Raw genomic sequence first — 17,734 nt, forward strand, 5'->3', positions numbered from 1 at the left:
TCGGTCAACCCAGTGCGAGCGCGATCACACCGGCCGCGATGAACAGCGCGCCCAGCAGCCGCAGCATGCGATCGCCTTCGCGCAGCAGATGCCCACCGATCAGCGCGGCGAACAGCATCGACACCTCGCGCGCCGGCGCGACGTGCGAGATGGGCGCCTGCTGCACCGCGTACAGCACCAGCACGTACGAGACGGGGCTGATCACCGCCACCAGCAGCGCGTACTTCCACTGCTCACGCCACATGCGCACGGTGGTCGCGCGGTCCTGCAGCGCGGCGGGCAGCAGCAGCACGAGGCGCACGAAGTTGCTCATGTAGTCGAGCAGGATCGGCGACATGGCGAGGAACTTGACGGCGTAGCTGTCGGTGACCGTGTAGGCCGCAATGAAGGCGCCGGTCAGCACGCCGTAGCGCATGCCCTTCTGTACGCGCTCGCGCTGCACCGGGTCATGCTTCTTGTGAAAGAGGCGCGGGCCACCGGCCACCAGGAACACGCCGAGCACCACGCCGAAGATGCCGGCCACGCCGACGAGGCTGATCTTCTCGCCCAGGAACAGGATCGCCACCAGCGACGACAGCAGCGGCCCCGAGCCGCGCGCCAGCGGGTAGACCACCGTGAGGTCCGACTTGCGGTAGCCGCGCAGCAGCACGACGTAATAGAAGACGTGCAGCACGCCGCTCAGCACGATGAAGGCCCACTCCTTCGTGCCCCAGGTCGGCACGACGCTCCAGCCGAGCGTGATGCCCACGGGCGCCCACACCACGGCCATGAACACGCCGCTCTGGAACGCGAAGCGCGAATCGCCGTTCGCCTTCTTGGCGGCGATGTTCCAGCTGGCGTGAATGACCCCGGCGAGCAGGATCAGCGCAAAGGCAGAGAGCGGCACCCCGGCGGAACCGGGATCAGTGGCGGCCGACGATGGCGGCGGTGGCCATCAGTTCTTCGAGCAGCGCGAGCGAGACCTTGCCCGAGACCTTGTACGGGTCGAGTTCGGGCTTCTCGGAGTACTTCAGCAGCGTCGAGGCATTGAGCTTGGAGAGGTTGACCTGCCCCATCGTCCAGCCACCGAAGCGGCGCTCGGAGATTTCCTCGTAGTGCAGCAGCACCACGTCCTTGTGGCGCGGATCGCGCTGGATGTGGCCGTAGAGATCGCTGATGGCGTCGCGACCACCCTCGATCGCCTGCAGGAAGGTGCCGGCGCCGTAGCAGAGGATGCCGGTGATGCCGCAGGCCGGATTGTGCGTGCGCGATTTCGCGAGGATCGCCTCGATGGCCTCGGGGCTGGTATCGACGGCGCGACTGGCATAGAGAAGTCGGACCAGCATGGCTCAGCTCTTTCGTGGCAGGAGGGAGAGGAATTCGCGACGCAGGCTCGGGTCTTTCAGGAACACGCCGCGCATGACGGAGTTGATCATCTTGCTGTCCATTTCCTTCACGCCGCGCCAGGCCATGCAGAAGTGCTCGGCCTCCATGACCAGTGCGAGGCCGTCGGGCTGCGTCTTTTCCTGGATCAGGTCGGCCAGCTGCACCACGGCTTCTTCCTGGATCTGCGGACGGCCCATGACCCATTCGGCCAGGCGCGCGTACTTCGACAGGCCGATCACGTTGGTGTGCTCGTTGGGCATCACGCCGATCCACAGCTTGCCGATGATCGGGCAGAAGTGGTGCGAGCAGGCGCTGCGCACGGTGATCGGGCCGACGATCATCAGCTCGTTCAGGTGCTCGGCATTGGGAAACTCGGTGAGCGGAGGTGCCGGCACATAGCGGCCGCGGAACACCTCGTTGAGGTACATCTTGGCCACGCGGCGCGAGGTGTTGTCGGTGTTGTGGTCGTTCTCGACGTCGATGACCAGGCTCTCGAGCACGCCCTTCATCTTGACCTCGACCTCGTCGAGCAGCGACTCCAGCTCGCCCGGCTGGATGAACTCGGCGATGTTGTCGTTGGCGTTGAAACGCTTGCGCGCTGCATTCAGTCGCTCGCGGATCTTGACGGAGACGGGCGTGCCCTCGTCATCGTCTTTTCGATCGGGAAGCGGTTCGACGTCGGTTTTCCTCAGCATCCGCAGATGGTATCAGTGAACCCTTTTTCAGCACCGCCAGAGGGGAAACACCGCGGAACCGGCTTTGCCGGGCCGCTGGTGTTGCCCCCGGCAGGGGGTTGGAGAAGCGACACGCAGTACGCGAAGCCTGGGGGCGAGCTCAGGCCAGCGCGAAGTCGGCTACCAGCGGAAGGTGGTCGGACATGCGGGCCCAGATGGGACCCCGCGGCACATTGCAGGCCAGCGGTTCGAGCTGGCGGCCGTAGACGAAATCGAGCTGCGTCACGGGCAGGCGCGACGGGTACGTGAGCGTGCGTGGGCCGCGCAGGTCGCTGGTGTCGCGCAGGCCCATGGCGTTCATGGCGTAGCGCATGCGCGCGCCCCAGTCGTTGAAGTCGCCGGCCACCACCACGGCCTCGTCGGCCGGCACCTCGCGCTCGATGAACTCGCGCAGCCGGGCCACCTGCCGCACGCGGCTGCCCTTGATGAGCCCCAGGTGCACCACGATGGCGTGCACCCGGCGCCCTTCGACGTCGATCACGGCATGCAGCAGGCCGCGCTGTTCGAAGCGGTGGTCGGAGATGTCCTGGTGGCCGGTGCGGATCACCGGCCAGCGCGTGAGCAGCGCGTTGCCGTGCTCGCCGTGGCGCGTGACGGCGTTGGTCTCGTAGACGGCCGTGTAGCCCTCGGGCGCCAGAAAGTCGGCCTGCGGCAGTTCGGGCCAGCGCGGAAAACGGGCGGCGGCCTGGCGGTTCATCTTGCGCACTTCCTGCAGGCAGACGATGTCGGCATCGAGCTGCTCGATGGCATGGCCCAGGTTGTGGATTTCGAGCCGACGCGCCGGCCCGATCCCCTGCACCCCCTTGTGGATGTTGTAGGTCGCGACCCGGAGGTTCTGCGTTGCTGCTGCTGCGGCGGCCGGTGGGTTCATCGCGCAAATTCTGGCAGCAACAGAATGGCTTCGGCGTTCGACGGGGAAAAGCAGGCGTCGGCCGCCTCGTGGTACGGCAGCCATTGCCAGTCGGTGTGCTCGCGCGGATCGAGCACGGGGGTCAGGCGTTCGGGCACGCACAGGCCGAACAGGTGCTCGGTGTTGTGGGTGACGCCGGGTTCGTAGCGCGCGCGCCAACCCGGGTAGATCTCGTAGACGTTGCGCAGCTGCCAGTTGACCAGTTGCGACGCCAGCGGCGTGCCTTCACTGCAATCGATGCCGGTCTCCTCGGCCACTTCGCGTGCGGCGGTGAGCGCGAGCGGCTCGTCGACTGCGTCCTTGCTTCCAGTGACCGACTGCCAGAAGTCGGACTCGGCATCCGCACGCCGGATGAGCAGCACATCGAGTGCCGGCGTGTGGATCACGACCAGCACCGACTCCGGGATCTTCCAGGGCCGGGTGCCGGTCGTCATGGCTGCATCAGGCCGCCTGCGGCGTGTTGCGCAGCTTGATGTGCAGTTCGCGCAGCTGCTTCTCGTCGACCGGGCTCGGCGCCTGCGTCAGCAGGTCTTGCGCGCGCTGGGTCTTGGGGAAGGCGATCACGTCGCGGATCGACTCGGCGCCGGTCATGAGCATGACGAGGCGGTCCAGGCCGATGGCGATGCCGCCGTGCGGCGGGGCGCCGTACTGCAGCGCGTCCAGCAGGAAGCCGAACTTGAGCTGCGCGTCCTCGGCGCTGATCTTCAGCGCGCGGAACACCTTGCTCTGCACTTCCTCGCGGTGGATACGCACCGAACCGCCGCCCATCTCGATGCCGTTGAGCACCATGTCGTAGGCCTTGGCGATGCACTTCTCGGGCGCGGTGTCCATGAGGTCTTCATGGCCGTCCTTCGGTGCGGTGAACGGGTGGTGCACGGCGCTCCAGCGCTGGCCTTCCTCGTCGAACTCGAACATCGGGAAGTCGACCACCCACAGCGGGGCCCAGCGGTCGTCGAATAGGCCCGCCTTCTTGCCGAAGGCGCTGTGGCCGATCTTCACGCGCAGCGCGCCGATGGCGTCGTTGACGACCTTTTCCTTGTCGGCGCCGAAGAACAGGATGTCGCCGTTGCGGGCACCTGTGCGGGCGATGATCTCGGCCAGCGTGGCGTCGTCAAGGTTCTTGACGATCGGGCTTTGCAGGCCGTCGCGGCCGGCGGCGGCGTCGTTGACCTTGATGTAGGCCAGGCCCTTGGCGCCGTAGATCTTCACGAACTCCTGGTACGCGTCGATCTCGCCGCGCGACAGGCCGCCCTCGGCACCGCCGCCGGGCACGCGCAGTGCGACGACGCGGCCGCCGGCCATGGTGGCGGCGTTGGAGAACACCTTGAACTCGACGCGCTTCATCAGCTCGGTGAGTTCGGTGAATTCGAGCTTCACGCGCAGGTCGGGCTTGTCCGAGCCGTACTTGAACATCGCGTCGGCGTAGCTCATGGTCGGGAACACCGGCAGGTCGATGTCCGCGGCGTTGCGGAACACGTTGCGGATCATGCCTTCGAACATCTCGCGGATTTCCTCTTCGGCGAGGAACGAGGTCTCGATGTCGATCTGCGTGAATTCAGGCTGGCGGTCGGCGCGCAGGTCTTCGTCGCGGAAGCACTTCACGATCTGGTAGTAGCGGTCGTAGCCGGCCACCATCAACAGCTGCTTGAACAGCTGGGGCGACTGCGGCAGCGCGAAGAAGCTGCCGTCGTGCACGCGGCTGGGCACGAGGTAGTCGCGCGCGCCTTCGGGCGTGGACTTGCCGAGCATCGGCGTCTCGATGTCGATGAAGCCGTTGGCATCGAGGAACTTGCGCGTTTCCATCGTCACCTTGTAGCGCAGCATCATGTTGCGCTGCATGGCCGGGCGGCGCAGGTCGAGCACGCGGTGCGTGAGGCGGGTGGTTTCCGACAGGTTGTCGTCGTCCAGCAGGAACGGGGGCGTGACCGAGGGGTTGAGCACCTTCAGTTCGTGGCACAGCACTTCGATCTTGCCGCTCTTGAGGCTGTCGTTGGTCGTGCCTTCGGGGCGCGCGCGCACCAGGCCCGTGATCTGCACGCAGAACTCGTTGCGCAGGTTTTCGGCCACGGCGAAGGTCGAGGCGCGGTCGGGGTCGCACACCACCTGCACATAACCTTCGCGGTCGCGCACGTCGATGAAGATCACGCCGCCGTGGTCGCGGCGACGGTTGACCCACCCGCACAGGGTGACGGTCTGGCCCAACAGGGCTTCGGTCACAAGACCGCAATAGTGAGTACGCATGGCCATAGAGATGACTTCCGGCGCCGTCGTGGCGCGTTCGTTTTTATGAGTTGGATGGCTTGATCGCCACCGAGGAGGGGCCGCCTGGAACGACCACGCCCATCGAGACGATGTACTTGAGCGCTTCGTCCACGCTCATCTTCAGTTCGACGCAGTCACTGCGCTTGAGCATGACGAAGTAGCCGCCCGTGGGGTTGGGCGTGGTCGGCACGTAGACGCTGAGGAATTCCTCGCTGCCTAGGTACTCGGCCACCTCGTTGCCCGGCGCGCCGGTCACGAAGGCAATGGTCCACACGCTCTCGCGCGGCCACTGGATCAGCACTGCCGTGCGGAATGCGTTGCCGTTCTCGGAGAACAGCGTGTCCGACACCTGCTTGACGCTCGAGTAGATCGAGCGCACGACCGGAATGCGGCGCACCACAGCGTCGCCCCAGCCGAGCAGGCGCTTGCCGACGAAGTTGCTCGCAATGGCACCGACCACCAGCAGGATGGCCAGCGTGAGCAGCACACCGAGCCCGCGGATGTTGTTGTCGTAGAGCCAGCGCTGCCATGCGCCCGGCAGCACCCACAGCGTCTGGTCGAGCGTGTCGATGATCCACTTCAGCACCGCCAGGGTGATGAACAGCGGAACGATCACCAGCAAGCCGGAGAACAACCATTTGCGCAGGGCGGACATGGGAGAGGGTTCCGTCAGTCGCCGCTCTTGGCGGCAGCCGTTGCAGCGGGGGCCGGCGCGGGAGCGGGCGCCGGTGCGGGGCTGGAGGCGGGGGACGAAGAAGAGGCGTCGGCCGATTTGGCTCCGTCGCCGGACGCAGCGGGCGCGGTGGCGGCCTCGGACTTCTTGCCGCCGCCCTCGCGGAAGTCGGTCACGTACCAGCCCGAGCCCTTGAGCTGGAAGCCGGCGGCCGTGACCTGCTTTTCAAATGCGCTCGCACCGCATTCCGGGCACACCGAGAGCGGCGTGTCCGACATCTTCTGCAGAACGTCCTTGGCAAAGCCGCAGGAACTGCACTTGTAGGCGTAAATGGGCATGGGAAATCGGGGTGGGAATGAGCGACGCAGCTGCCGCTCGCAAAGCCCTCGATTATAGGGGCGCCCCCGCCCGCAGGGGCCGTGGGGGCCCGGCCCGGCCCGCCGTCAGGCCGGCTCGGTCGCCAGGAGGCGGTGCGGCGTGTGAGTGTTCGCTATCCATTGCGGCAGCAGCGAGCCGACAACCATGCCCCCGAACGAGGACAGCACGCCCGCCAGCTGGGCCGGGAAGGCGGTCCCCCAGGGCATGGCCATGAACAGCAGCCAGACGCCGATGCCCCCCACGATCGAGGCGATGGCGCCCTGGGTGGTGGCGCGGCGCCAGTACAGGCCGCACACCAGCGGCACGAAGGCCCCCACCAGCGGCACCTGGTAGGCGCCCGAGACCAGTTCGTAGATCGGCGTGCCCTGCATGCGGATCGCGTAGGCCAGCACGGCGGCGCTGAACAGCAGCACCGTGATGCGCATGGTCATCAGGTTCTCGCGGTCGGTGCCGGCGGGACGGAACTGGCGCCAGATGTTCTCGGTGAAGGTGACGCTGGGCGCCAGCAGGGTGGCCGAAGCGGTCGACTTGATGGCCGACAGCAGCGCGCCGAAGAACAGCACCTGCATCACGAAGGGCATCTTCTGCAGCACCAGCGTGGGCAGCACCTTCTGCGGATCTTCCTTCAGCAGCACGGCGACCTCCTCCGGCATGATCAGCAGCGCGCTGGCCACCAGGAACATCGGCACGAAGGCGAACAGGATGTAGGCCACGCCGCCGATCACCGGCCCGCGGGTCGCGGCCTTGACGCTGTTGGCCGACATCACGCGCTGGAACACGTCCTGCTGCGGAATGGAGCCCAGCATCATCGTGATGGCCGCGGCAAAGAAGAACACCATGTCGTGCCAGTTGGGCTCGGGCCAGAACTTGAAGAGGTCCTTGCTGACCGCGAAGGCCACCACCTTGTCGGCGCCGCCGGCCATGTCGCCCGCGAACATCGCGATCACCGCGAGGCCGACGACCAGGATGATCATCTGGATGAAGTCGGTCACGGCCACCGACCACATGCCGCCGAACAGCGTGTAGGCCAGGATCGAAACCACGCCGATCACCATGCCCAGCGGGATGCTGATGGCGCCGGCCGACAGCACGTTGAACACCAGCCCCAGCGCCGTGACCTGCGCCGACACCCAGCCCAGGTAGCTCAGCATGATGATCAGCGAGCAGGCCACTTCCACGCTGCGGCCGTAGCGCTCGCGGTAGTAGTCGCTGATGGTCAAGAGCGTCATGCGGTACAGCTTGCCCGCGAAGAACAGGCCCACCAGGATCAGGCAGGTGCCCGCGCCGAACGGGTCTTCGACCACGCCGCTCAGGCCGCCCTCGATGAACTTGGCCGGGATGCCGAGCACCGTCTCGGACCCGAACCAGGTCGCGAAGGTGGTCGTGATGATCATGAACAGCGGCAGGTGCCGCCCCGCGATCGCGAAGTCGGTGGTGTTCTTCACCCGTTTGGCCGCATACAGGCCGATGGCGATGGTGACCAGCAGATAGACGATGACCAGCGTCAACAACACGGCGAAACTCCTCCAGCCTCTAGAACAAACGCACGCGCACCAGCACTTGCATGGCGAGCAACCCCAGGACGAATCCGATGCCGCCATAGAGGATGGCCTGCAACAGCCGGTTGGTGCGCTTCTGCGCGGCCAGCAGTTCCTGCAACTCGCGGCGGTGATCGGGCGGCCGATTTTCCAGGAAATCGTGCAGCAAACGCGGCAATTGCGGCAGCAATTTCGCGTAGCGCGGCGCCTCGGCCCGCAGTTGCTGGAACAGCTTCTTCGGCCCGATCTGGTCGATCATCCACTTCTCGAGGAAGGGCTTGGCCGTGGCCCAGAGGTCGAGCTCGGGGTCGATGCTGCGGCCCAGGCCCTCGATGTTCAGCAGGGTCTTCTGCAGCAGCACCAGCTGCGGCTGGATCTCGACGTGGAAGCGGCGCGAGGTCTGGAACAGGCGCATCAGCACCATGCCCAGCGAGATTTCCTTCAGCGGCCGGTCGAAGTACGGCTCGCACACGGTGCGGATCGCCGCCTCGAGCTCGTCGATGCGCGTGCCCTGCGGCACCCAGCCGCTTTCCAGGTGCAGCTCGGCCACGCGCTTGTAGTCGCGCCGGAAGAAGGCCGCGAAGTTCTGCGCGAGGTACTCCTTGTCGGACTCGGTGAGCGTGCCGATGATGCCGAAGTCGAGCGAGATGTAGCGCCCGAAGGTCTCGGGCGCCAGGCTCACCTGGATGTTGCCCGGGTGCATGTCGGCGTGGAAGAAGCCGTCGCGGAACACCTGCGTGAAGAAGATCGTCACGCCGTCGCGCGCCAGCTTGGGAATGTCGACGCCGGCGGCCCGCAGCTTGTCGATCTGGGCAATGGGCACGCCGTTCATGCGCTCCATCACGATCACTTCGGGGTGGCAGAAGTCCCAGAACATCTCGGGAATCAGCACCAGGTCGAGCGAGGCCATGTTGCGGCGCAGCTGCGCGGCGTTGGCGGCCTCGCGCACGAGGTCGAGCTCGTCGTGCAGGTACTTGTCGAACTCGCCGACCACCTCGCGCGGCTTCAGGCGCTTGCCGTCGGGCGAGAGCTTCTCGATCCAGCCGGCCATCATGGCCATGAGGGCCAGGTCCTTCTCGATCACGCCGCGCATGTTGGGGCGCAGCACCTTCACCGCCACGTCGCGGATCTCGCCCTGGTTGGTGCGGATGGTCGCGAAGTGCACCTGAGCGATCGAGGCGCTGGCGATGGGCGTTTCGTCGAACTGCACGAACACGTCGCTCACCGGGCGGCGGAAGGCGCGCTCGATGGTCGCGACCGCCACCGCCGAGGGGAACGGCGGCACGCGGTCCTGCAGGAAGGCGAGCTCGTCGGCGATGTCGGGCGGCAGCAGGTCGCGCCGCGTGGACAGCACCTGGCCGAACTTCACGAAGATGGGGCCCAGCCGCTCCAGCGCCTCGCGCAGGCGCTGGCCGCGCGGCGCGTCGAGGTTGCGTCCGATGGAGACGATGCGCGCCACCACGCGCAGCCAGGGCTTCTGGAAGCTCGTGAGCACGAGCTCGTCCAGGCCATAGCGCAGTGCGACCCAGACGATGAACAGGCCGCGATAGAAGCGACTCATTCGGCGTGGCCCGCCGCACCGCCGGCACGGGCCGAGCGGTCGCCGACGAACTGGCGCAGCGCGCCCACCACGCGGCGCACGCCGTTGCCCAGCGTGTGCGCAGGCACGTCGCCGATCACGCGGGCCAGGTCGTCCTCGACGTCCCAGCGCACGTGGTCGACCAGCCAGTTGACCTCGGCCGCGAGCTGCACGTCGCCGACGATCTGCACGGAAGGCTTGTCGCCGCGCAGCGTGGCGCGGGCGATGTCGAAGGGGGAGTCATCGATCACGGTGAGCGTGAGTTCGGGCGTGGCACCGGCAGGTGCCAGGTCGAGCAGGCCGGCCGGCGTGGCCACCAGTTCCATCGTCACGAAGCGCCACTGGAAGCGCACCACCCTGCCCTGCTGGCGCAGCAGCCGCTGCTGCGCTTCGGGCTCCTGCTGCAGCACGTGGTTCAGGAACAGGACCGCGCGGTGCTGGATCTCGTGGACAGCCCAGGCCGGCGGTTGCAGGCGTTCGCCGATGCGGTTGAACAGGTCGCCGAGCAAAGAAAAAGGGGACGATGGTGTAGCCATGGTCCCCATTATCCCGTCAGTGCTACGGCCGGGTGACGGCCGTGGCTCAGGTTTTTGTCACTGCAGCGCTTGCACGCCTGCGACGAGCCAGCCGGCGCTGCCGGTCTTGGTCATGTTCCAGACTTCGCGGAACGGGGCCGGGCCCGCCGAGGCGTCTTCGCGGATCATGCCGGAGAACTCCACGCTCGCCATGTAGGCGTCGGGCAACTCTTCGATGCCCAGCAGCTTCGCGTCGAGCATCACGACCTCGGTCTTGTTGAGCGCACCGCCCGTGTGGCTGGCGCGATCGGCCAGCTGCGTGCGGATCTCTTCGACCATGCTGTCGGTCATCATGGAACGCAGCATCGACACGTCGGCGCGGTCCCAGGCGTCTTGCAGGGTCACGAAGTTGCGCTTGGCGGCGGTGAGGAAACCGTCGGCATCGAAGCCCGCGGGGATGCCCCAGGACTGCGAACCGGCCAGTGCCGAACCGATCATGCTGCCGCCGGCTGCGGCACCCGCGGCCGAGAGGCTGCTGCCGTGCGATGCCGGCGTGGCGTCGAACGCCGCGGCGTTACGCTCCCACGGCCGTGCCGAGGCGTCGTTGCCGACGTTGGCCGGGCTGTACTGTGCCGGTGCGCGTGCATCGGCGGGGCTGCCGGCGCCCTGGAAGGCGAAAGCGCCCTGGCGGTTGGCGCTGCCCGACGACGCAGCCGAGCGCGCCTTGAAGATGCGCCACACCGCGAGCGCGGCAAAGGCCAGCAGCGCGATCAGCAGGATGTTGGCGAAGCCGGCACCCAGGCCCAGCGAATTCGCGAGCCATGCCAGGCCCAGGCCGGCGGCGAGACCGCCGAGCATCGCGCCCCACGGACGCTTCGGTGCAGCGGCGGCGGGCGTTGCGGGCTTAGGCGCCGCATTGGTCGCGTTCTGCTGCGCGGGGGCCGCGGGCTGCGTGGCCTGGCGCTGCGTCACGTTGGACGACTGGCGACCGACAGACTTGCCGCCACCCATGCGAGCAGCTTCCGCCTGAACGCTCACCAGCACCAGTGCTGCTGCCAAGAACAAAGAACCCAAACTCTTCATGCCGTCTCCTCTTGAGCGAAAAATTCGCGTCGTCATCGTGATCAACACTTGATTCCAACATGGAGGGCAGCAATTCCCCCCGTCATGTTGTGATAGTCCACATGTCCGAAACCGCCCTCTTTCATGAGGGTCTTGAGCTCCTCTTGCGAGGGATGCATCCGGATCGATTCGGCCAGGTAGCGGTAGCTCGCGTCGTCCCCGGCCACGAGCTTGCCCAGGCGCGGCAGCACGTTGAACGAATACCAGTCGTAGGCCTTCGTGAGCGGCTTGGCGACCTTCGAGAACTCGAGCACCAGCAGCTTGCCGCGCGGCTTGAGCACGCGGTTCATCTCCTTGAGGGCGACGTCCTTGTGCGTCATGTTGCGCAGACCGAAGGCCACGGTGACCACGTCGAAGTGGTCGTCGGGAAAGGGCAGCTTCTCGGCGTCGCAGACCGTGGTGGGCAGCACCACGCCGGCGTCGAGCAAGCGGTTGCGGCCGGTGCGCAGCATGGCTTCGTTGATGTCGGTGTGGACCACCTGGCCCGTGGCGCCGACCTTCTTCGAGAAGGCGAGCGCGAGGTCGCCGGTGCCGCCCGCGATGTCGAGCACGCGCGAGCCTTCGCCTACGTTCGCGACCATCACGGTGTAGGCCTTCCAGGCCCTGTGCAGGCCGGCCGACATCAGGTCGTTCATGATGTCGTAGCGCGAGGCCACCGAGTCGAAGACGCCGCGAACGCGTTGCGCCTTCTCGCTTTCGTCGACTTTCTCGAAGCCGAAGTGGGTTGTACTCATGCGCTGGATGTTAGGCCGGAAGGCATTCCTTCAAGGCGACGACCCCGCGGGCACGGCGGACATTTGTTGCTTTTTCCTCCAACGGAGGGCCGCCGCAACGCGCGTCTTTGCTGTGTGTAAGGCTATCTTTTCAATAGCAACAGGGTATGTTTACCCTCGGTTCCGGCGACGCTCAATGGCTGCTGCAGGCGTGGCCGCCCTTGTCGGCCATCGGGGCATCGCGGTCCACGCCCGCCGCGGCCAGGCGCCGCTCGTAATCGGCCCACAGTTCGGCCTGCCGCGCGCCCAGGTCGTACAGCAGGCTCCAGGTGTAGATGCCGGAGTTGTGGCCGTCGCTGAAGGCCGGCTGCACGGCGTAGTTGCCCACCGGCTCGAGCCCGACCAGATCGACCTCGCGCTTGCCGGTCTGCAGCACCTCCTGCCCCGGGCCGTGGCCCTGCACCTCGGCCGACGGCGAATAGATGCGCATCAGCTCGAAGGGGATGCGGAAGGTGGCGCCGTCCGAGAAGCCGACCTCGAGCACGCGCGACTGCCCGTGCACGGTGATCGATTGGGGTGTCGGCGCGCCGGCTTGCAAACCTGCCATGGGGAATCCGTTCGGAAGAAGAGAAAAAGAGAAAAGGGGTGGGACTCGCGCAGTATGCCGCGCGCTGCGCGCCAGCGTGCCGGCCGCCTGCGCTTAGCATCGCTGCATGCCGTCACGCACACGCTCTCCCCTCCTCCTGTCGCGTCCGAACCAGGCCGCCCTCGTCCTCTGCGCCGCGCTCGCGGGCACCGCCCTCGCCCCACCGGCCCATGCCTTCTGGGGCCTGATCGGCAAAGCGGCAGGCAAGGCCGCGACCGCCGGCAAGGCGGCCGGTGTGGCGGGCAAGGGCGCAGCAGTCGGCGCCGGTGCGGTGGCAGCCGAAGGTGCCACCGGCGTGGCCGCCAAGGGCGCGATGGCGCTGGGCGACGACGCCGCGCATGCCGCCCAGGCCGGCTCGCGCGGCTTCGGCGGCGCGCATGAACTGAGCACCGTGAACGCCGCGCTGCCACCCGAGGTCGCGGCCTACCTTGCCAAGCCGGCGAAGGAGCTCACGCCCAAGGACACGTCGTTCATGATGGACAGCTACCGGCAGATGGTCGAGCGCGCTGGCAAGAGCGGCGACTTCACCGCCGTCGAGCGCATGCCGACCTCTGCGGGCACCGCGCGCACGCTGCCTGCGGAGCCGGTCAAGGCTGCAGCAACACCGCAGCCGACGACCACTGCAGCAACCGCGTCACCCGGCAGCTCGGGCGCACTGCCCTTCCACGCGGTGCGCCTGCTGGCCCACGCCGCGCATGCGGGCAACAAGAGCGCGCAGGCCGAGCTCGATCGCGTGTGCAGGGATGGCAGCGTGGCCTCGAAGCGCTTCTCGAAGGAAACGCGCGCCACGCCGGAATTCAAACAGGCCTGCGCGGACCGCAAGGCAGGCAGCGCGACGCGCACCGCCGCGGCCAACTAAGAAGAAACGAAGGCCTCAGGCCAGCGTCGCCAGCCGACGGACCATGTCGGCCTCCGCCTGCGGCAGCAGCGCCTGCACGGCGGCCAGCCGCTCGGCTGGCGCGGTCCGCTGCACGGCGGCCCAGACCGAGCCGGGGAAATGGCTGTCCCAGTCGAAGCGCGCGATCACATGCCAGTGCAGGTGCGCCACCATGTTGCCGAGCGCGGCGATGTTGAGCTTGGTGGGCGCCAGCGCGTCGCGCAGGCATTGCTCCACGCGCACCACGGCCTCCATGCACAGCACGCGGTCGGCCGCGTCGAGATCGGAGAACTCCGCCGCATGATCGCGCCACACCACGCGGTAGAAGGCCGGAAAGCCTTCTTCCTGCGCATGGATGACGCGCAGCTTCGCGCCTTCGAACACGACACGCCCGCCGGGCGCGTCGCACAGCGGGCAACCGGCCACCGCCGTCATACGAGCACCCGCTCGATGCCGCCCTGGTTGGCAGCGGCCACGTAGTTCGGCATCCAGTCGTCGCCGAGCAGCTTGTTGGCCATCTCGACCACGATGTAGTCGGCTTCGAGCAGGCCGTTGTTCAGGTCGTTGCCGTAGCGCGAGAGGCCTTGCAGGCAGCTCGGGCAGCTGGTGAGGATCTTCACGTTGTCGGTCGCGCCGACATTGCCGCTCTCGCGCAGCGCGGCCTCGCCCTTCTTCAGCTCCTCTTCCTTGCGGAAGCGGATCTGCGTCGAGATGTCGGGCCGTGACACGCCCAGCGTGCCCGACTCGCCGCAGCAGCGGTCGTTCTTGAGCACGTTGTCGCCGACCAGCGCCTTCACGGTCTTCATCGGGTCCTGCTGCTTCATCGGCGAATGGCAGGGGTCGTGGTACAGGTAGCCGCCACCGCCGGCATCGGCCAGGGTGATGCCCTTTTCGAGCAGGTACTCGTGGATGTCGATGATCCGGCAGCCCGGGAAGATCTTGTCGAACTGGTAGCCCTGCAGTTGGTCGTAGCAGGTGCCGCAGCTCACCACCACCGTCTTGATGTCGAGGTAGTTGAGCGTGTTCGCGACGCGGTGGAAGAGCACGCGGTTGTCCGTGATCATCTTCTCTGCCTTGTCGAACTGGCCGCTGCCGCGCTGCGGATAACCGCAGCACAGGTAGCCCGGCGGCAACACCGTCTGCACGCCCGCATGCCAGAGCATTGCCTGCGTGGCCAGGCCCACCTGCGAGAACAGCCGCTCCGACCCGCAGCCCGGGAAGTAGAAGACCGCCTCGGTTTCCGAGGTGGTCGTCTTCGGGTCGCGGATGATCGGCACGTAGTCGGCATCCTCGATGTCGAGCAGCGCGCGCGCCGTCTTCTTCGGCAGGTTGCCCGGCATCTTCTTGTTGATGAAGTGGATCACCTGCTCCTTGATGGGCGCAGGCCCCAGCGTGGCCGGCGGCGCGCCGGTCTGCTTCTTCGCAAGGCCGCGCAGCAGGTCGTTGGCCATGCGCTGCGCCTTGAAGCCGATGCCCACCATGCCGGCGCGCACCGCCTTGATGGTCTGCGGGTTGGTCGCGTTCAGGAAGAACATGGCGGCCGCGTTGCCGGGTCGGAAGCTCTTCTGGCCCATCTTGCGCAGCAGGTTGCGCATGTTCATCGACACATCGCCGAAGTCGATCTTCACGGGACACGGCGTGAGGCACTTGTGGCACACGGTGCAGTGGTCGGCCACGTCCTCGAACTCTTCCCAGTGCTTGATGCTGATGCCGCGCCGGGTCTGCTCCTCGTAGAGGAAGGCCTCGACCAGCAGCGAGGTCGCGAGGATCTTGTTGCGCGGGCTGTACAGCAGGTTGGCGCGCGGCACGTGGGTGGCGCACACCGGCTTGCACTTGCCGCAGCGCAGGCAGTCCTTGACGCTGTCGGCGATGGCGCCGATGTCGCTCTGCTGCATGATCAGCGACTCGTGCCCCATGAGGCCGAAGCTCGGCGTGTAGGCATTGGTCAGGTCGGCGTGCAGGGTCTGCGCCTGCCCCGCGGGCGCGCGCAGCAGCTTGCCCTTGTTGAAGCGGCCTTCGGGGTCGACCCGGGCCTTGTATTCGGTAAACGGGCGCAGCTCTTCGTCGGTGAGGAACTCGAGCTTGGTGATGCCGATGCCGTGCTCGCCCGAGATCACGCCGTCCAGGCTGCGTGCCAGCGCCATGATGCGCACCACTGCGGCATGCGCGGTCTGCAGCATCTCGTAGTTGTCGCTGTTGACGGGCAGGTTGGTGTGCACGTTGCCGTCGCCCGCGTGCATGTGTAGCGCGACCCACACGCGGCCCTTGAGCACCTGCTTGTGGATGGCGGTGCACTCGGCCAGGATCGGCCCGAACTCGGCGCCCGAAAAAATCTCCTGCAGCGGCTGGCGCAGCTGGGTCTTCCAGCTCGCGCGCAAAGTGTGGTCCTGCAGCTGCGGGAACAGCGTGTCGACGTTCTCGAGCCAGCCGGCCCACAGCGCGCGCACCTCGTGCACCAGCGCCACGGCCTGCGCCACGCGGTCTTCCAGCAGCTCGGCCGCGGGAATCTCGTGCGCGTCGTCGGTCTTGCCCAGCGGCAGGTTGCCGCGCGTGAGGAAGGCTTCGAGCGCGTCGGTGAGCGCCAGCTTGTTCTGCAGCGACAGCTCGATGTTGATGCGCTCGATGCCGTCGCTGTACTCGGCCATGCGCGGCAGCGGGATCACCACGTCTTCGTTGATCTTGAAGGCGTTGGTGTGCTTGCTGATGGCGGCCGTGCGCTTGCGGTCGAGCCAGAATTTCTTGCGCGCCTCGGGGCTGATGGCAATGAAGCCTTCGCCGCTGCGCGAGTTGGCGATGCGCACCACTTCCGAGGTGACACGGGCCACCGCATCGGCGTCGTCGCCGGCGATGTCGCCGAACAGCACCATCTTCGGCAGGCCGCCGTGCTTCTTCGACTTGGTGGCGTAGCCCACGGCCTTCAGGTAGCGGTCGTCCAGGTGCTCCAGGCCGGCCAGCAGCACGCCCGAGCGCTTCTGCTCGGCGAACATGAAGTCCTTGATCTCGACGATGCTGGGCACGGCGTCCTTGGCGTTGCCGAAGAACTCGAGGCACACGGTGCGCGTGTGCGCCGGCATCTTGTGCACCACCCAGCGGCAGCTGGTGATGAGGCCGTCGCAGCCCTCTTTCTGGATGCCCGGCAGGCCGGAGAGGAACTTGTCGGTCACGTCCTTGCCCAGGCCTTCCTTGCGGAAGGTCTTGCCGGGAATGTCCAGGCGCTCGGTGCGCAGTTTCGTCTTGCCGTCGGCGGCGTAGTACTGCAGCTCGAACACGGCGCTCTCGGCGTCGTGGATCTTGCCCAGGTTGTGGCCGATGCGGGTCACTTCGAGCCATTCGGCCTGCGGCGTGACCATGCGCCACGAGGCGAGGTTGTCCAGCGCCGTACCCCACAGCACGGCCTTCTTGCCGCCGGCGTTCATCGCGACGTTGCCGCCGACGCACGAGGCCTCGGCGGAGGTCGGGTCGACCGCGAACACGAAGCCCGCGCGCTCGGCCGCGTCGGCCACGCGCTGCGTGACCACGCCGGCCTCGGTCCAGATGGTGGGCACGGGCGCGGCCAGGCCGGGCAGCGCGACGTGCTCGACCTCGGTCATGGCCTCGAGCTTCTCGGTGTTGATGACCACGCTCTTCCAGGTCAGCGGGATCGCGCCGCCGGTGTAGCCGGTGCCGCCGCCGCGCGGGATGATGGTCAGGCCCAGCTCGATGCAGCCCTTGACCAGCAGGGCCATCTCGGCCTCGGTGTCGGGGCACAGCACGACGAAGGGGTACTCGACGCGCCAGTCGGTGGCGTCGGTCACGTGCGACACGCGCGAGAGGCCGTCGAACTTGATGTTGTCCTTGGCCGTGAGCCGGCCCAGCACGCGGGTGGCCTTGCGGCGCAGCGCGGCGACGTCGCGGAAGGTGTCGTCGAAGGCGGCGACGGCCTGGCTGACCAGGCCGGTGAGCTCGCCCACCAGCTGGTCGCGCGGCAGGTCGCTGTCGGGGGTGCGGCGCTTCTGCACCTCGCCCAGGCGGTGGCGCAGGGCGTCGACCAGCTGGCCGCGGCGGCGCGGGTTGTCGAGCAGGTCGTCGACGAGGTAGGGGTTGCGCTGCACCACCCAGATGTCGCCCAGCACCTCGTAGAGCATGCGCGCCGATCGGCCGGTGCGACGCTCGGCGCGCAGGGTCTGCAGCAGGTCCCAGCCGCGTTCGCCCAGGAGGCGAATCACGATCTCCCGGTCGGAGAAGCTGGTGTAGTTGTAGGGGATCTCGCGCAGTCGTACAGGCTCTGCGGCCTGTGACAACAGCGTATTCAACGCGGTCGGAGCATTCATCGGGTGGGGCCCTTGGCCAGGCGCTGCGCGCCCATGTAGCCGGGGGGTCGATTTTAGGGCAGGCCCCGGGGGCTTTGCCGTGCCCGGCCGCTATTCCCTATCGCGGGGCCCG

The 17,734-nt window shown here is 67.2% G+C and carries 17 protein-coding genes; 1 reads left to right on the forward strand and 16 read right to left on the reverse strand.

What is annotated here, in order from left to right:
• Window positions 1-4: 4 nt before the first annotated feature.
• From VHAB30_RS19225 to VHAB30_RS19290, 14 genes are all read right to left on the reverse strand, one after another.
• On the reverse strand, window positions 5-886 hold the full coding sequence (locus VHAB30_RS19225; protein WP_159278161.1) for a DMT family transporter: 882 nt from the start codon (window positions 884-886) through the stop codon (window positions 5-7).
• 16 nt (window positions 887-902) lie between these two features.
• On the reverse strand, window positions 903-1,325 hold the full coding sequence (locus VHAB30_RS19230) for a BLUF domain-containing protein (protein ID WP_062477059.1): 423 nt from the start codon (window positions 1,323-1,325) through the stop codon (window positions 903-905).
• Between the two features lie 3 nt (window positions 1,326-1,328).
• The gene (folE, locus tag VHAB30_RS19235; RefSeq protein ID WP_159278162.1) at window positions 1,329-2,060 is read right to left on the reverse strand and encodes a GTP cyclohydrolase I; all 732 of its coding nucleotides are present in this window, start codon (window positions 2,058-2,060) and stop codon (window positions 1,329-1,331) included.
• A gap of 139 nt (window positions 2,061-2,199) precedes the next feature.
• The gene (locus VHAB30_RS19240) at window positions 2,200-2,970 is read right to left on the reverse strand and encodes an endonuclease/exonuclease/phosphatase family protein (protein ID WP_159278163.1); all 771 of its coding nucleotides are present in this window, start codon (window positions 2,968-2,970) and stop codon (window positions 2,200-2,202) included.
• Entirely contained in the window at window positions 2,967-3,443 is a 477-nt protein-coding gene (gene nudB / locus VHAB30_RS19245) for a dihydroneopterin triphosphate diphosphatase (RefSeq protein ID WP_159278164.1), read from the reverse strand. The genes VHAB30_RS19240 and nudB overlap by 4 nt, the downstream gene beginning before the upstream one ends.
• 7 nt (window positions 3,444-3,450) lie before the next feature.
• Window positions 3,451-5,256 (reverse strand): aspartate--tRNA ligase, encoded by a 1,806-nt coding sequence (gene aspS, locus VHAB30_RS19250; RefSeq protein WP_062477047.1) that lies wholly within the window; start codon window positions 5,254-5,256, stop codon window positions 3,451-3,453.
• Window positions 5,257-5,293: 37 nt separating this feature from the next.
• A complete protein-coding gene (locus tag VHAB30_RS19255) occupies window positions 5,294-5,926 on the reverse strand; it encodes a DUF502 domain-containing protein (RefSeq protein ID WP_062477045.1) in 633 nt (210 codons plus the stop codon).
• A gap of 14 nt (window positions 5,927-5,940) precedes the next feature.
• The gene (locus VHAB30_RS19260; RefSeq protein WP_062477042.1) at window positions 5,941-6,282 is read right to left on the reverse strand and encodes an FmdB family zinc ribbon protein; all 342 of its coding nucleotides are present in this window, start codon (window positions 6,280-6,282) and stop codon (window positions 5,941-5,943) included.
• Between the two features lie 105 nt (window positions 6,283-6,387).
• The gene (locus VHAB30_RS19265) at window positions 6,388-7,836 is read right to left on the reverse strand and encodes a sodium:solute symporter family protein (protein WP_159278165.1); all 1,449 of its coding nucleotides are present in this window, start codon (window positions 7,834-7,836) and stop codon (window positions 6,388-6,390) included.
• 19 nt (window positions 7,837-7,855) lie between these two features.
• Window positions 7,856-9,421: a ubiquinone biosynthesis regulatory protein kinase UbiB gene (gene ubiB, locus VHAB30_RS19270; protein WP_062477035.1), complete on the reverse strand. Its 1,566-nt coding sequence runs from the start codon at window positions 9,419-9,421 to the stop codon at window positions 7,856-7,858.
• Window positions 9,418-9,975, reverse strand: coding sequence for a ubiquinone biosynthesis accessory factor UbiJ (locus VHAB30_RS19275; RefSeq protein ID WP_159278166.1), 558 nt, complete (start codon window positions 9,973-9,975; stop codon window positions 9,418-9,420). The genes ubiB and VHAB30_RS19275 overlap by 4 nt, the downstream gene beginning before the upstream one ends.
• 57 nt (window positions 9,976-10,032) lie before the next feature.
• The gene (locus VHAB30_RS19280) at window positions 10,033-11,037 is read right to left on the reverse strand and encodes a Tim44 domain-containing protein (RefSeq protein ID WP_159274952.1); all 1,005 of its coding nucleotides are present in this window, start codon (window positions 11,035-11,037) and stop codon (window positions 10,033-10,035) included.
• 41 nt (window positions 11,038-11,078) lie between these two features.
• Complete coding sequence (gene ubiE / locus VHAB30_RS19285) at window positions 11,079-11,810, reverse strand: bifunctional demethylmenaquinone methyltransferase/2-methoxy-6-polyprenyl-1,4-benzoquinol methylase UbiE (RefSeq protein ID WP_056578284.1); 732 nt, start codon at window positions 11,808-11,810, stop codon at window positions 11,079-11,081.
• A 172-nt stretch (window positions 11,811-11,982) separates the two neighbouring features.
• Window positions 11,983-12,396: a gamma-butyrobetaine hydroxylase-like domain-containing protein gene (locus VHAB30_RS19290; protein WP_159278167.1), complete on the reverse strand. Its 414-nt coding sequence runs from the start codon at window positions 12,394-12,396 to the stop codon at window positions 11,983-11,985.
• A gap of 106 nt (window positions 12,397-12,502) precedes the next feature.
• Between VHAB30_RS19290 and VHAB30_RS19295 the strand changes: the two genes are divergently transcribed.
• Window positions 12,503-13,294: a hypothetical protein gene (locus VHAB30_RS19295; protein WP_159278168.1), complete on the forward strand. Its 792-nt coding sequence runs from the start codon at window positions 12,503-12,505 to the stop codon at window positions 13,292-13,294.
• Window positions 13,295-13,309: 15 nt separating this feature from the next.
• Here the strand turns inward: VHAB30_RS19295 and VHAB30_RS19300 are convergent, their stop codons facing one another.
• The gene (locus VHAB30_RS19300; RefSeq protein WP_159278169.1) at window positions 13,310-13,747 is read right to left on the reverse strand and encodes an HIT family protein; all 438 of its coding nucleotides are present in this window, start codon (window positions 13,745-13,747) and stop codon (window positions 13,310-13,312) included.
• A complete protein-coding gene (locus tag VHAB30_RS19305; protein WP_159278170.1) occupies window positions 13,744-17,622 on the reverse strand; it encodes a DUF3683 domain-containing protein in 3,879 nt (1,292 codons plus the stop codon). The genes VHAB30_RS19300 and VHAB30_RS19305 overlap by 4 nt, the downstream gene beginning before the upstream one ends.
• Between the last annotated feature and the right edge of the window lie 112 nt (window positions 17,623-17,734).

The sequence above is a fragment of the Variovorax boronicumulans genome (assembly GCF_009811375.1).
In the GTDB taxonomy this organism is placed as follows: Bacteria; Pseudomonadota; Gammaproteobacteria; order Burkholderiales; family Burkholderiaceae_C; genus Variovorax; species Variovorax boronicumulans.

Coding starts and splice junctions, on each gene's coding strand:
- ubiE (WP_056578284.1), bottom strand. CDS start 11,810: ATGAGTACAACCCACTTCGGCTTCGAGAAAGTCGACGAAAGCGAGAAG.
- ubiB (WP_062477035.1), bottom strand. CDS start 9,421: ATGAGTCGCTTCTATCGCGGCCTGTTCATCGTCTGGGTCGCACTGCGC.
- VHAB30_RS19295 (WP_159278168.1), top strand. CDS start 12,503: ATGCCGTCACGCACACGCTCTCCCCTCCTCCTGTCGCGTCCGAACCAG.
- VHAB30_RS19275 (WP_159278166.1), bottom strand. CDS start 9,975: ATGGCTACACCATCGTCCCCTTTTTCTTTGCTCGGCGACCTGTTCAAC.
- folE (WP_159278162.1), bottom strand. CDS start 2,060: ATGCTGAGGAAAACCGACGTCGAACCGCTTCCCGATCGAAAAGACGAT.
- VHAB30_RS19290 (WP_159278167.1), bottom strand. CDS start 12,396: ATGGCAGGTTTGCAAGCCGGCGCGCCGACACCCCAATCGATCACCGTG.
- aspS (WP_062477047.1), bottom strand. CDS start 5,256: ATGGCCATGCGTACTCACTATTGCGGTCTTGTGACCGAAGCCCTGTTG.
- VHAB30_RS19240 (WP_159278163.1), bottom strand. CDS start 2,970: ATGAACCCACCGGCCGCCGCAGCAGCAGCAACGCAGAACCTCCGGGTC.
- VHAB30_RS19230 (WP_062477059.1), bottom strand. CDS start 1,325: ATGCTGGTCCGACTTCTCTATGCCAGTCGCGCCGTCGATACCAGCCCC.
- VHAB30_RS19305 (WP_159278170.1), bottom strand. CDS start 17,622: ATGAATGCTCCGACCGCGTTGAATACGCTGTTGTCACAGGCCGCAGAG.
- nudB (WP_159278164.1), bottom strand. CDS start 3,443: ATGACGACCGGCACCCGGCCCTGGAAGATCCCGGAGTCGGTGCTGGTC.
- VHAB30_RS19280 (WP_159274952.1), bottom strand. CDS start 11,037: ATGAAGAGTTTGGGTTCTTTGTTCTTGGCAGCAGCACTGGTGCTGGTG.
- VHAB30_RS19255 (WP_062477045.1), bottom strand. CDS start 5,926: ATGTCCGCCCTGCGCAAATGGTTGTTCTCCGGCTTGCTGGTGATCGTT.
- VHAB30_RS19260 (WP_062477042.1), bottom strand. CDS start 6,282: ATGCCCATTTACGCCTACAAGTGCAGTTCCTGCGGCTTTGCCAAGGAC.
- VHAB30_RS19300 (WP_159278169.1), bottom strand. CDS start 13,747: ATGACGGCGGTGGCCGGTTGCCCGCTGTGCGACGCGCCCGGCGGGCGT.